The 12,184-nt window shown below is 66.1% G+C and carries 13 protein-coding genes; 6 read left to right on the top strand and 7 right to left on the bottom strand.

What is annotated here, in order from left to right:
- Positions 1 to 18 precede the first annotated feature (18 nt).
- Positions 19 to 129, bottom strand: coding sequence for a mycofactocin precursor MftA (gene mftA / locus MICSW_RS01415; RefSeq protein ID WP_292732465.1), 111 nt, complete (start codon positions 127 to 129; stop codon positions 19 to 21).
- A 91-nt stretch (positions 130 to 220) separates the two neighbouring features.
- On the opposite strand from mftA, the gene mftR reads away from it, so the two are divergent.
- Entirely contained in the window at positions 221 to 829 is a 609-nt protein-coding gene (gene mftR, locus MICSW_RS01410; RefSeq protein ID WP_292732463.1) for a mycofactocin system transcriptional regulator, read from the top strand.
- The gene (locus MICSW_RS01405; RefSeq protein WP_292732461.1) at positions 826 to 2,391 is read left to right on the top strand and encodes a GMC family oxidoreductase; all 1,566 of its coding nucleotides are present in this window, start codon (positions 826 to 828) and stop codon (positions 2,389 to 2,391) included. The genes mftR and MICSW_RS01405 overlap by 4 nt, the downstream gene beginning before the upstream one ends.
- 25 nt (positions 2,392 to 2,416) lie before the next feature.
- Here MICSW_RS01405 and MICSW_RS01400 read toward each other — a convergent pair whose 3' ends face one another.
- Together MICSW_RS01400 and MICSW_RS01395 are read right to left on the bottom strand one after the other, a co-directional pair.
- Positions 2,417 to 3,100: a hypothetical protein gene (locus MICSW_RS01400; RefSeq protein WP_292732460.1), complete on the bottom strand. Its 684-nt coding sequence runs from the start codon at positions 3,098 to 3,100 to the stop codon at positions 2,417 to 2,419.
- A 46-nt stretch (positions 3,101 to 3,146) separates the two neighbouring features.
- Positions 3,147 to 3,653 carry an amino-acid N-acetyltransferase gene (locus tag MICSW_RS01395; RefSeq protein ID WP_464496560.1) on the bottom strand — a complete coding sequence of 169 codons (507 nt, stop codon included), beginning with the start codon at positions 3,651 to 3,653 and terminating at the stop codon, positions 3,147 to 3,149.
- A gap of 184 nt (positions 3,654 to 3,837) precedes the next feature.
- Here MICSW_RS01395 and MICSW_RS01390 point away from each other — a divergent pair, with 184 nt between their 5' ends.
- A complete protein-coding gene (locus MICSW_RS01390) occupies positions 3,838 to 4,095 on the top strand; it encodes a hypothetical protein (RefSeq protein ID WP_228177466.1) in 258 nt (85 codons plus the stop codon).
- Positions 4,096 to 4,155: 60 nt separating this feature from the next.
- Here the strand turns inward: MICSW_RS01390 and MICSW_RS01385 are convergent, their stop codons facing one another.
- Positions 4,156 to 6,684, bottom strand: coding sequence for an ATP-dependent Clp protease ATP-binding subunit (locus MICSW_RS01385; protein ID WP_228177467.1), 2,529 nt, complete (start codon positions 6,682 to 6,684; stop codon positions 4,156 to 4,158).
- Between the two features lie 291 nt (positions 6,685 to 6,975).
- On the opposite strand from MICSW_RS01385, the gene MICSW_RS01380 reads away from it, so the two are divergent.
- The 3 genes from MICSW_RS01380 to MICSW_RS01370 are packed head-to-tail and all read left to right on the top strand — an operon-like array spanning position 6,976 to position 8,610.
- Complete coding sequence (locus tag MICSW_RS01380; RefSeq protein WP_292727082.1) at positions 6,976 to 7,596, top strand: hypothetical protein; 621 nt, start codon at positions 6,976 to 6,978, stop codon at positions 7,594 to 7,596.
- A 28-nt stretch (positions 7,597 to 7,624) separates the two neighbouring features.
- The gene (locus MICSW_RS01375; RefSeq protein WP_292727080.1) at positions 7,625 to 8,368 is read left to right on the top strand and encodes a hypothetical protein; all 744 of its coding nucleotides are present in this window, start codon (positions 7,625 to 7,627) and stop codon (positions 8,366 to 8,368) included.
- Positions 8,365 to 8,610, top strand: coding sequence for a helix-turn-helix domain-containing protein (locus tag MICSW_RS01370; RefSeq protein WP_228177469.1), 246 nt, complete (start codon positions 8,365 to 8,367; stop codon positions 8,608 to 8,610). Before MICSW_RS01375 ends, MICSW_RS01370 begins: the two co-directional genes overlap by 4 nt.
- 89 nt (positions 8,611 to 8,699) lie before the next feature.
- Here MICSW_RS01370 and MICSW_RS01365 read toward each other — a convergent pair whose 3' ends face one another.
- The 3 genes from MICSW_RS01365 to cls all read right to left on the bottom strand — a co-directional run bounded on the left by MICSW_RS01365 (position 8,700) and on the right by cls (position 12,181).
- On the bottom strand, positions 8,700 to 9,590 hold the full coding sequence (locus MICSW_RS01365) for a hypothetical protein (RefSeq protein WP_228177470.1): 891 nt from the start codon (positions 9,588 to 9,590) through the stop codon (positions 8,700 to 8,702).
- Between the two features lie 352 nt (positions 9,591 to 9,942).
- A complete protein-coding gene (locus MICSW_RS01360; RefSeq protein WP_464496559.1) occupies positions 9,943 to 10,641 on the bottom strand; it encodes a hypothetical protein in 699 nt (232 codons plus the stop codon).
- Positions 10,642 to 10,663: 22 nt separating this feature from the next.
- Complete coding sequence (cls, locus tag MICSW_RS01355) at positions 10,664 to 12,181, bottom strand: cardiolipin synthase (RefSeq protein WP_464496558.1); 1,518 nt, start codon at positions 12,179 to 12,181, stop codon at positions 10,664 to 10,666.
- Positions 12,182 to 12,184 lie beyond the last annotated feature (3 nt).

Below are 12,184 nucleotides of genomic sequence, written 5' to 3'. Positions count from 1 at the left end.
GCGTCGCGCAGGACCTGTTCAGTACACGCCGCACATGCCGTCGATCGAGACTTCTTCGACGAGCGAACTCGACTCGATGACCTCTTCCTCCGAGGCGGTGACTTCCGATGCGGTCTTCGTCGGCTCCATGGGATGCTCCTCCTGGCGGTTTCGTCACGTCCTTGGCGAAACCTTCGTCGTGGCCGATACTAATGACACTCAGTGCCGAATGGAAGAGCTGATGAGCAACGCACAGCCAGATGGCCGGCCGCGCATCGGTCGCGCGCCCGCCACCACGCACGGCGAACTCAGCCACCTCGCTCTTGCTCTGTTTCTGGAGCGTGGTTTCGAGCAGACGACAGTCGACGACATCGTCGAAGCCGCTGGCATCGGCAGGCGCACGTTCTTCCGCTACTTCCGATCCAAGAACGACCTGCCGTGGGGGGACTTCGACCAGCTGCTGCGGCAGATGCGGGACTATCTCACCGCCCTGCCTGGCGACGTTCCGCTGCGAGATGCGCTGCGCTCGGCGGTCATCGAGTTCAACCGATTCCCGGCTGACGAGATCCCCGTCCACCGCGAGCGCATGTGGCTCCTGCTGAACGTGCCGACTCTGCTGGCGCACTCCACGCTGCGCTACATGGAGTGGCGGCAGGTCATCGCCGAGTTCGTGGCCGAACGTCTGCGCCAGCCTGCCGACGCTCTGGAGCCGCAGGCAATCGCCTGGGCCTGCCTCGGCTTGTCGCTCGCGTCCTACGAGCAGTGGCTGAGCCACGCGGATGCCGACCTCCTCGTGCTCATCGATGAGGCGTTCCGCAAGATGGGCGACACCTGGGGAGAGCATCCGTGACAACCGTTATCGTCGGGGCGGGCACCGCTGGATGCGCTCTTGCGGCACGCCTGAGCGAGGAACCCGACCGCCACGTGGTGCTGATCGAAGCCGGGGTTTCTGGCCCCGAGATACCCGCCGAGTTGCGGGATGCTGCCAGCATCCGCGGCGCCATGCCCGGCCACCCGGCAAACTGGTCGTTTCTCGGGCAACTGACCCCGGAGCTTGCTTACACCGTGGTGCGGGGAAAGGTCGTCGGCGGCTCCAGCGCGATCAACGGCGGGTACTTCATCCGGGCCCGACGCACCGACCACGACTCCTGGAGCGACGTTGGCGGCCGCCGATGGGAGTACGAGAACGCCCTCCCGGTCTGGCGCGATCTCGAGTCTGACCGCGACTTTGCCGCATCCGATGTTCACGGAGGCACCGGGCCCGTCCCCGTCAAGCGCCCCGAACCCGGTCGACTCGCGCAAGCCTTCCGTGGCGCCGCGCAGAGCCGGGGGCACCGTCTGGAACCCGACAAGAACGGCGAGCAGCCGCCCGGCGTGGGACCCGTACCCTCGAACATCATCGACGGCGTGCGGGTGAGTGCCGCAATGTCGTATCTCGCGCCGCACCGAGGCTCTGCCCGCCTGAACCTGATGCCGAGGACGACAGTCGGGCGAATCGTGTTTGAGGGCTCGCGAGCAGTCGGGGTGGAGACGTCGCGAGGCGTCATCCGCGGCGAAGAGATCGTGCTCGCGGCAGGAGCCATCGGCTCGGCGCGGATACTGCTCGCGTCGGGAATCGGGATGCCCGAAGACCTGGAGAAGCTCGGAATCCGTGTGCGCTCCGGGGTGCCGGTCGGCGCAGCGTTCTCGGATCATCCTGACATTTCGCTGTCCTGGCAGCCGGAAGGCCCGCTCTTCGACGCGGACGAACGATTCGCCTTTCCCGAAGCGCTCAACATCGATTCCGGGGAGCACCCCGAGGGTGACCTGGAGCTGCTGCTGTCTGTCAAGCCTCTCGGCTACCTGCTCACCGGCTCGCTGCGGCTGCGCGATGGCATGACGGCCGGCTTGCGGCATCCTGTTCGTTCGCTCCGAGCGGTGGCAGGCATCTCCGGGCGACGGGCTGCCGCGCAGATCGCCCACCGAGACGACCTCCCGCTGATCGTGGGGCTCCAAGCCCCGACCGGACGGGGCAGGCTCAGCCTGCGCGACGCTGATCCCTCTGCGCCACCGCGAATCGAGTATCGCTACCTTGAGGAGGAGTCTGACCTCTCACGCCTCGGCGCGGGCATCCGTGAAGCAGTCGCCCTCGTCGAGCACATGGGGGGACGGGTAACCGAGATCGCAGCCGCCGACCTCGACAGCGATGTAGCGCTGAACGCCTGGATGCGCAGCCATCTGGGAACAGCCATCCACATGTGTGGCACGGCGCCCATGGGCCCTGTCGTCGATGGCGCAGGACGAGTACACGGTATCGAGGGGCTACGGGTAGCGGATACGTCGATCCTGCCCGTGGTTCCCGCGCGTGGGCCTGCGGCATCCGCGGTGCTCGTCGGCGAGATCATTGCTCGCGCGATGCGCGACGACGATTAGGCCGTGCCGCGGAGGACCCGCGCTCTCAGTAGAGGAAGAACTGCTTGGTCTGGTCCGAGGCGATGCCGCCGATCTCCACGGCGAGGTGGTACGACGCACCACCAGCGCCTGCCGCCGGGCGCGACTCGGCGTCGCACGTGCTGACCGATGAGCGGGTGCGGTCCCACGTCAGCGGTGTCGCGCTATCGACTGTCTGGCCAGCCTCCAGCGTCACGATCATGTCGCTCGGGTCGGTCTGACAGTCTGTCGAACGCCACCACGTGTCACTACCACTGGTGATCGTGAACGACTGCGTCGTGGTTCCGACGTTGATCGTGCACGAGGCATCCGAGGTGTTCGTGAGCCGGATCGACAGCTGGGGGTTCTGGCCCGAGGCGTACTCGTCCTGGTCGGTGAGTGCCTCGACCGTCACGTCTCCGCGCGTGCACGTCGGGGGTGCGGTCTCCAGGGGGCCGGGGTCGGTGGTCGCCGCAGCCTCGGGTGTCGAAGAGTCAGTCGGAGCGGGCGTTGTCGCGCTCGGGGTCGGGCTGACGGATGACGTGCGGGTCGGCTTGGGACCGGCATCCGGCTGCGCAGCGCTCGACCACGGTTGGGCGACGAACAACCAGACAATCGCGGCGATGATCGCAATCAATGCGAGGAGCACGACGAGGCGCCGCCGACGGTACACACCCGGGGATGGGCGGCGACGCGGGGGCTGGCTGCTCATGCATCCAGGGTAGGCGCGGGGCCGCGCGACGCCGGATCGGCGCGCCTCAGTCGAAGGTCTTCAGCATCCGGGTGTTGCCGAGCGTGTTCGGCTTCACATGCGCGAGATCCAGGAATTCGGCGACGCCCTCATCGGGGGAGCGGATGAGCTGGGAGTAGACATCCGGGTCGACGACCTGCTCGCCGATCACCTCAAAACCGCGGGCCGAGAAGAACTCCACCTCGAAGGTCAGGCAGAACAGCCGGCGCAGCCCCAGGGCGCGGGCGTTCTCCTCTAGACGGTCGACGATCGCGCGACCCACACCGTGATGCAGCCACTCATCGGCGACGATGAGCGTACGGATCTCACCGAGGTCGTCCCACATGACGTGCAGCGCACCACAGCCGATCAGGTTGCCCTCGGCATCCTCTGCGACGGTGAACTGCTGCACCGACTCGAACAGCACCACGAGGTCCTTGCCGAGGAGCACTCGCCGCTGCACCCAGGGCTCCAGAAGGGCCTGGATGCCGCGCACGTCCCCCGTGCGGGCGGGGCGGACGCTGAAACCGGTCATCCTCCCAGCCTAGAGCGCGAACACTCCGAGGACTCTGCCAGGCAGGCCCCTTCCCTGAATCGCCCGCGCGGCAGATGATCGAGGCAACACCACCGATCGCGCGGTGATGTCAAGCCCCATCGTTTCGCCCGGTGAGGGTGGACCCTTCAGGAGCAGATCCATCCCTCTTACGGGAGGAGCCACCATGGTCCCCACGACATCGAGCACCACACCGGCAGCCGCGCCACGCGCCACCGCGCCCCCACCCGAGTCGGTAGTCCTCATCGGCCCGACCACGTACGAAGTGCACCGGGCAGATGAGGTCGTGGGCTACATCGACATCGTCGGCGGGGTCTATGTCGCCCTCGCCGGAGCCCGCTACGACCATGCAGTCGAAGTGCGGCAGTCGATCGTGCTCGACATTGCCGTTGCGGCGCTCGTCGTTCCTGCCGCGGCGGCCTGAGCGTAACGAGGAAGGGGACGGATGCCGAAGCATCCGTCCCCCTCTCAGCCTGTGCCGGGATCAGTCCGAGGTGATCGCCAGGTCAGGGGTGATCGTGATGTCGCCACCGGAGACCACACCGACCGCGACCTTCTCGCCGCGCGGACCGTGCTCGAACAGGAACTGGCCGTTCTCGGCATCCACCTTGACGTGATCGCCGGGGTTCAGTTCGCCGTGCAGGATCTTCTCGGAAAGCTGGTCCTCGATCTCGTGCTGCATCGCGCGGCGCAGCGGCCGAGCACCCAGTGCCGGGTCGAAGCCGACCTCGATAAGGCGATCCTTTGCGGCCAGCGACAGCTCGATCGTCATATCGCGATCCAGCAGGCGCTCGCCCAGCCGCTTCGTGAACAGGTCCACAATCTGGCGCAGTTCATCCTTGTCGAGCTGCGGGAACACGATGATGTCGTCGACACGGTTCAGGAACTCGGGCTTGAAGTGGCGCTTGAGCTCCTCGTTCACCTTGCCCTTCATCCGGTCGTAGGACGTCGCGGTGTCACCCTCGACCTGGAACCCGACCGGGCCGCCGGCGATAGCCTGCGAACCGAGGTTCGTGGTCATGATGATGACCGTGTTCTTGAAGTCCACGATGCGGCCCTGACCGTCGGTCAAGCGGCCCTCTTCGAGGATCTGCAGGAGCGAGTTGAAGATGTCGGGGTGAGCCTTCTCGATCTCGTCGAACAGTACGACCGAGAACGGCTTGCGGCGCACCTTCTCGGTGAGCTGGCCGCCCTCTTCGAACCCGACGAATCCGGGAGGGGCACCGAACAGTCGCGAAACCGTGTGCTTCTCACCGAACTCGCTCATGTCGAGCGAGATCAGGGCGCCCTCGTCGTCGAACAGGAACTCGGCGAGCGCCTTGGCAAGCTCGGTCTTTCCGACACCGGTCGGACCGGCGAAGATGAACGAACCGGAGGGGCGCTTGGGGTCCTTCAGACCCGCACGCGTGCGGCGGATCGTCTTGGACAGCGCGGCGATCGCCTCTTCCTGGCCGATGACGCGCTGGTGCAGCGCCTTCTCCATGAAGACCAGGCGGCTGGATTCCTCCTCGGTGAGCTTGAACACCGGGATGCCGGTGGCCTGGGCGAGCACCTCGGCGATCAGACCCTCGTCGACCACCGCGGGCGATGAGACCTCGCCCGAACGCCACTGCTTCTCGAGGCGCAGCCGCTCGGCGAGCAGGCTCTTCTCCTCGTCGCGCAGCGCCGCTGCCTTCTCGAAGTCCTGGTCTTCCGACGCAGCTTCCTTCTGCTCCCGAACCTTGGCGATCTTCTCGTCGAACTCGCGAAGCTCGGGCGGGCTCGACAGGATGCTCAGGCGCAGGCGCGCGCCGGCCTCATCGATCAGGTCGATCGCCTTGTCGGGCAGGAAGCGGTCGCTGACGTAGCGGTCGGCGAGGTTCGCGGCGGCGACGATCGCGCCATCCGTGATCTGCACCTTGTGGTGAGCCTCGTACCGGTCGCGCAGCCCCTTCAGGATGTTGATCGCGTGGGGCAGGCTCGGCTCGGCGACCTGGATCGGCTGGAAGCGGCGCTCGAGCGCAGCATCCTTCTCGAAGTGCTTGCGGTACTCGTCCAGGGTCGTGGCACCGATGGTCTGGAGCTCGCCCCGCGCGAGCAGCGGCTTCAGAATGGATGCCGCGTCGATCGCACCTTCGGCGGCACCGGCACCGACGAGGGTGTGGATCTCGTCGATGAACACGATGATGTCGCCGCGGGTGCGGATCTCCTTGGTGACCTTCTTCAGGCGCTCTTCGAAGTCGCCGCGGTAGCGGGACCCGGCGATGAGCGAACCGAGGTCGAGCGAGTAGAGCTGCTTGTCCTTCAGCGTCTCGGGAACGTCACCCTTCACGATCGCCTGCGCGAGACCCTCGACGACGGCGGTCTTGCCGACGCCGGGCTCACCGATCAGCACGGGGTTGTTCTTGGAGCGACGCGAGAGGATCTGCATGACCCGCTCGATTTCCTTCTCGCGCCCGATGACGGGGTCGAGCTTGTTGTCGCGAGCAGCCTGGGTGAGGTTGCGACCGAACTGGTCGAGCACCTGCGATCCGCCCTGAGCTGTGCCCTGGGCCTGCTCGCCGGCGCCTGTGGCGACACCCGCGGGCTCCTTGCCCTGGTAGCCCGAGAGCAACTGGATGACCTGCTGGCGCACCTTGTTGAGGTCGGCGCCGAGCTTGACGAGCACCTGAGCGGCAACGCCCTCGCCCTCACGGATGAGGCCGAGCAGGATGTGCTCGGTGCCGATGTAGTTGTGGCCGAGCTGCAGCGCCTCGCGCAGCGACAGCTCAAGCACCTTCTTGGCGCGCGGTGTGAACGGAATGTGTCCCGTCGGCTGCTGTTGGCCCTGGCCGATGATGTCTTGCACCTGCTCGCGCACGGCATCGAGCGAAATGCCGAGCGACTCGAGCGCCTTGGCAGCAACGCCCTCACCCTCATGGATCAGACCCAGGAGGATGTGCTCGGTGCCGATGTAGTTGTGGTTGAGCATCTTCGCCTCTTCTTGGGCGAGCACAACCACGCGACGGGCACGGTCGGTGAATCTCTCGAACATCCGCTTACTCCTTCGGCCGGTGAGTCGCTGGATGCTGACCCACTGCTGGCGTCGTACATCGAGAGTAACGATCGGGCGCGCAGGGTATGCCGCTGTTCGCTGGGGGCATACCGGGGCGGACCTTTGACGGAACCTCTCGCTCGTTTGCCGCAACACGCCGCGGCCACCGCAGTCACACCGCAGATTGCGGCAAGCGAGTCGCCTACGTGCCTACCCCGCACCGCAGTTGACGGCTGGCGCGACCCGTCTTATCGTTTACCGATAACAACGATATTCGATAAGGAGTCGAGCATGGCAGTCTCTCCGGATGCAGTAGTCATGCCCGCGCGGCCCGATCGCATCACTATTCGCGTGATCGCCGTCATCACCGCGCTACTGGGCGTTGCCCTCGCAACCGCACAGGTTTCTCGCGCGGTGTGGATGCTCACCTCACCCGAGGTCACGGTGAATCTCCTGGCCAACGGGGCCACCCCAGTTGCCAGCGATGCTGCCGTGTCAGCATCCATCGACACGGTAGCGGTTACGACAGACCTCGTTGCATCTTCACGGGTTCTCTTCGCCGTCGGTGCGATCATGCTCGCCCTCACGGCGATCATCGTGGCGCTGGCGGTGACATGGCTCCTCTGGTCCATCTCCTCGGAGATGCGCTTTCCGGTCGCGCTGCACCGGTTCACGTTTGCGGCCGGATTCGCTCTCGTGCTGGGACCACTGATCGGCACCGCCGCGCAGGGCTTCGGCTCGATGGAGGCTGCCCATACGACCAACGATGCCCTCGGCGGCATCCTGCTTGTCGGGTTCGGGGTCGACGGTTGGGGGTTCGCCGTCCCCCTCGTCGGGTTCGCCGTCCTGGCTCTCGGCTACGTCTTCCAGGCGATGCGCAGGATGCAGCGCGACACCGAGGGCCTCGTATGAGTCGTGACGCAACCGAAGGACGTTTCTCGTGACCGTTGCGTGGACCGACCTGGGCGGCGCGCTCATTGTCGGCGCGGTAGGCGCGCTGAACATCGGCCTGGTCTTCGCCGCGCTGGTCTGGGATGCTCGGCGTCGACGGGTTGGCTCCGTCCTCCTCGATGTCACAGGAGCGGTTGCCCGTATCTGGGTAGCACTCGTGGTCGTGGGTGCCGTGTTCGGCTTGATCAGCCTCGTCGTTTCGCCGACGACGAGCATCACGGATGTTCCGATCACAACGGCATGGCCGAGCGCACTTCCCTGCCAGAGCTCGGGCGGGACGATGCCGAGCGCGACAGCGCTCTACTGCGGCACCATCGACTCTGCGTCGCTCCAGGTGGCAGGGCTCGGCGCCGATGTGAGGTCGCTCATCTTCGTTGGAGGCCTGCTCGCGTACGTCACCGCGGCAACGCCCGGCGTGCTCGTTTCCGTTCCGTGCCGCATCGCCGCCGCTGGCCGACCGTTCGCTCGACGCGCGCCACGGTGGCTCCTCACGTCAGCGGTTGTCGTTCTCATCGGGGGAACCGCGTCCGAGGTCCTTCTCTCGATCGCTCGTTACCTGACTTCGCACGAGGTAATTCCGGACGCGTCGTCTGGCGCGGCGATAACCGCACCCGTCACCTTCCAGCTCATCATCCCCATCTGGCCGATCGGATGTGCTCTCGGGCTCGCGGCTCTGGCCGTGATCTTCCGCTACGGTTCACGCATGCAGCGCGACACCGAGGGACTGGTGTGAGCCCCGCCGAAGCCGAGGACGACGGAGCGAGCGGGATCCACTGTCGTCTCGACGAGTTGCTCGCCGAACGCGGGATGACGCTCACCCGACTGTCCGAGCTTGTCGGCGTCTCGGTGGTGAATCTCTCAATCCTCAAGAACGATCGCGCTCGCGCCATCCGCTACTCGACTCTGTCGGCGATCTGCCACGCGCTGGATTGCGAAGTCGGCGACCTCCTCGTCCGTGCCGACGGATCGGACTAGGCATCCGCCCGCGCGCTAGTATCCGTTCGTTTGCCCCAAACCGTGCGCGGGCGCCGTCGCTCACGGCGTGTTGCGGCAAGTGAACAGGGTCAGTCGCGGGCAGCAAGGGCGAGACGGATACGGGTGAACAGCTCCTCGCGGTGGCGGTAGAGATCGTCCTTCGTGACCCTCACGATCCGCCAACCCCGTTCGACGAGCATCTCGTGGCGCCGAATGTCCCGCGCCCACTGCTCCGGGTCGCGGAGGTGATGCTCTCCCTCGTATTCGAAGCACACACCTGCGCCGGGGTAAGCGAGGTCGAGAAGTGCGAGCAGTCGATCCCCGTCCAAGACCGGCCAGTTGCACTCAGGCTCCAGCAACCCCGCCTCAACGAACGCGAGCCTGAGGTGTGTCTCGGGCCGAGATCTCGAGCGCGTACGAACCAGCGGGCGCGCTGCTCGCAACCGGTCCACCCCGAGCCGGCGGCCCGCCCCCAGAGCGCGGTCCAGATCCGCAACGGATGCCAGAGCTGCGGCATCCGTCTCCCACATCGGCTCGCGCACCGCGGCGTCGCCGACAGCGACGAGATCTTCCAGCGCGAGCTCAGTGGCAAGTTCTGCCCACACCGCCGCGGGCGTCGATACCCTCAGGCCGGTCAGGGGATGGATGCTCACCTCAGCCAGATGCGGCGAGATCGACCGGCCCCGGATGCCGCGAGCTCGTCCCGCCCGCGCCGGGAGCCTGACCGCAACATCCAGGGGGCGCGCCATCGCAGCATCACCGCGGCTTCGCGCGAGCAGGCTCTGCGGCGGCAGTGGCAGCCCCCACAGGACGGCGGCGGTGACGTGACTGAAGAACTCCTCCTCGCGCATCCGCCGGGAGTACTCGATGGCGCGCCGCACGATCGACTCTTCGCCGTCATCCGCTTCGACGTGGTCGACCGAACGCACACCGTGGAACGGACGGGAGAGGTCCTTCCGTCGCAGGCGGGAATCTGACATGCCGAAATGCCGTGCGGTAGCGACAGAAAACGGAGGCACGAGCCCATCGGGAAGCGGTGTCGCCTGCGGCATCCGTTCACGATTCCTCGCGCCCGCCTGCCCCAGCGTGTAAGAAACTCGACCGGGGAGAAGTCGCGCGGGTTACTGAGTGGGGAGGACCACTGTCAGGGCGCGGCTAACGCCTTCGTTTGCCGCAAACCGAGCCTCGGGGCCGTCGCCCACGGCGTGTTGCGGCAAGTGAACGGATGCCTCAGCCAGCGAGCACGGGTTCGTTTGCCGCAAACCGCATGGTGCCGAGTCGGCGCACGGCGTGTTGCGGCAAACGAATGCGCGCGGAGCGCGGCGCGATGGGTCAGTCGCTGGTGCCGTAGATCGGGATCGTCTGGTCGAAGGAGTCGCCGGTGAGCACGAGCTGCACGTCGTCGACGCCGGAGAGGCCGTCGGCGAAGGCGAAGTTCGTGCGCGGCGCCATGTCGGCGGTGCAGAGCTGGTCGGCGGGCGGATCCTGGAACGTCACCGTCACTTCCGCCTCACCGGTGACTTCGCTCGATTCGACGACCGGCACGCAACCCGAGGAGCCCCAGGTCAGGATGACGAACTGGCCCTGCTGCTGGGTCCAGCCAGCTGTCGGCTCGTAGTCAGTTTCGCCGCCGGGGCCGGCTAGGCCGGACGCGCCCGCGAGCGTCACATCGCCGTAGTAGCCGGCCTCACTGGTGACCCAGATCTCCAGGTCTTGCGACGGGTCGACCCCGTTGGGCACGGTGACGAGCGTCGCGCGGGGAACGAGGTCGCGGGTGCACGCGGTGTCGGCATCCGGCTCCACCAGCTCGACGGCGAGCGCTCCGTCGGAGTTGATCTCCGCCGACTCCGCGGTGGGAACACAGGTACTCGAGCCGGATGTCACGACGGCGATGATCCGGCCGTCATCGAGCCACGCTGCCTCGACGTCGGTTTCTTGCCCCGCTGGCGCATCGGAGCCACTGAGGCACCCGGTGAGGCTGAGCGCGGCGGCGGCGCCGAGAACAACTGATGCAAGGATGCGGCGCTTCATGAGGCTCCTTGATGCGGCGCTGCTACTGGAGCGCAGAGGTGAGTCGGGCGAGATTATCCAACACCGTGGACCTGAGTGGTTGCTTGAGCCACTCCTCAAGCGTGAGTTCGCGGCTGAGGGATCGGTACTCGGCCTCGACGCGGCGCATGTCGGCGACGAACTCCTCGCCACGCACCATCATCGAGATCTCCATGTTGAGGCCGAAGGAACGCATGTCCATGTTGCTCGAGCCGATGACGGCAACATCGTCGTCGATCGTGAGGCTCTTCGAATGCAGGATGAAGGGCTTCTTGTACATCCAGATCTTGACGCCGGCACGAAGGAGGGCCTCGTAGTAGCTGCGCTGGGCGTGGTAGACCATCGCCTGATCGCCCTCTTCAGAGACAAAAAGCTCGACGTGGATGCCGCGCTGGCAGGCGGTGACGAGCGAGAGAAGCAGCGACTCTTCGGGCACGAAGTAGGGGCTGACGACGATGATCTTCTCGCGCGCCGCAAACAGGAGTCCCATGAACAGCTTGAGGTTGTTCTGGTATTCGAACCCGGGACCGGAGGGCACGATCTGGCAGTCGAGATTGCCACCCGAGTCTGGGGCGGAGGACAGGTTGACCTGGTCGGTGAGGATTTCGCCGGTCTCGCTGTACCAGTCAGAGAGGAACACGACGTCGATCGACGAGACCACCGGCCCTTCGACACGGGCCATGAGGTCGACCCAGTGCAGGCCTCGCTTGATGTTCTTCTTCAGGTTGTAGGTCGAGTCAGTAACGTTCTGCGAACCGACGAAGGCTACCTCGCCGTCGACGACCAGCAGCTTACGGTGGTTGCGCAGATCGGGTCGCTGCCACTTACCCTTCAGCGGCTGCACGGGCAGCATCAGGTGCCAGGCCGCACCCATGCGATCGAGCCGTTGCAGCGTCTTCTTGTAGAACGGCTTGCCGCGGTTGGCCCAGTGGTCCAGCAACACACGGACCGTAACGCCGCGTGCGGCGACCTCTTCGAGGGCTGCGAAGAAGTTGTCGGTCGATGCGTCAGTTTGCAGGATGTAGAACTCGACGTGCACGTAGCTCCGGGCGCCGCGGATCGCCTCGGCCATGGCATCCAGGCTCGCCTGATACTCGGAGATGAGGGTTGCCTGGTTGTCGCCCGTGAGCGGCATCGCGCCGAGATTGGTGTTGAGATCGACGAGACCCCTGAACCATGCGGGAGCCCCGGGCCGGAGCGTTCCGACCGAGACGTTCTCGCCGTTCTCGCGCAGCGCGGTGTTGATCTGCTCCTGCTGCTGACGCTTCTTGCGCGGCAGTCGCGGGTTTCCGATCAGCAGGAACAGCAGCACGCCGACGATCGGGATGAAGTAGATGGCGAGCAACCACGCCATCGCCGAGGTGGGGCGGCGGTTGCGCGGGATGATGATGATCGCCGCGATGCGGATGCTGAGATCGAACAGGAAGAGGGCGAGCAGCCACCAGAACGCGATGTCGGGGAGGTCTAGCGTCACATCGACGTCTCCGCCCGACGTCGACGGCACAAGTCCGGCAAGCACCATGCG

The organism is Microbacterium sp. SW12 (genome assembly GCF_055391095.1).
The sequence above is the reverse complement of the archived record's forward strand: the minus strand, read 5'-3'. Positions and strand labels throughout refer to the sequence as shown.

What these genes read in the sequence shown, in the direction of transcription:
- MICSW_RS01380 (WP_292727082.1), top strand. Translation starts at nt 6,976, where the DNA reads ATGGCAGTCTCTCCGGATGCAGTAGTCATGCCCGCGCGGCCCGATCGC.
- MICSW_RS01385 (WP_228177467.1), bottom strand. Translation starts at nt 6,684, where the DNA reads ATGTTCGAGAGATTCACCGACCGTGCCCGTCGCGTGGTTGTGCTCGCC.
- mftA (WP_292732465.1), bottom strand. Translation starts at nt 129, where the DNA reads ATGGAGCCGACGAAGACCGCATCGGAAGTCACCGCCTCGGAGGAAGAG.
- MICSW_RS01400 (WP_292732460.1), bottom strand. Translation starts at nt 3,100, where the DNA reads ATGAGCAGCCAGCCCCCGCGTCGCCGCCCATCCCCGGGTGTGTACCGT.
- mftR (WP_292732463.1), top strand. Translation starts at nt 221, where the DNA reads ATGAGCAACGCACAGCCAGATGGCCGGCCGCGCATCGGTCGCGCGCCC.
- MICSW_RS01365 (WP_228177470.1), bottom strand. Translation starts at nt 9,590, where the DNA reads ATGTCAGATTCCCGCCTGCGACGGAAGGACCTCTCCCGTCCGTTCCAC.
- MICSW_RS01390 (WP_228177466.1), top strand. Translation starts at nt 3,838, where the DNA reads ATGGTCCCCACGACATCGAGCACCACACCGGCAGCCGCGCCACGCGCC.
- cls (WP_464496558.1), bottom strand. Translation starts at nt 12,181, where the DNA reads ATGGTGCTTGCCGGACTTGTGCCGTCGACGTCGGGCGGAGACGTCGAT.
- MICSW_RS01395 (WP_464496560.1), bottom strand. Translation starts at nt 3,653, where the DNA reads ATGACCGGTTTCAGCGTCCGCCCCGCCCGCACGGGGGACGTGCGCGGC.
- MICSW_RS01360 (WP_464496559.1), bottom strand. Translation starts at nt 10,641, where the DNA reads ATGAAGCGCCGCATCCTTGCATCAGTTGTTCTCGGCGCCGCCGCCGCG.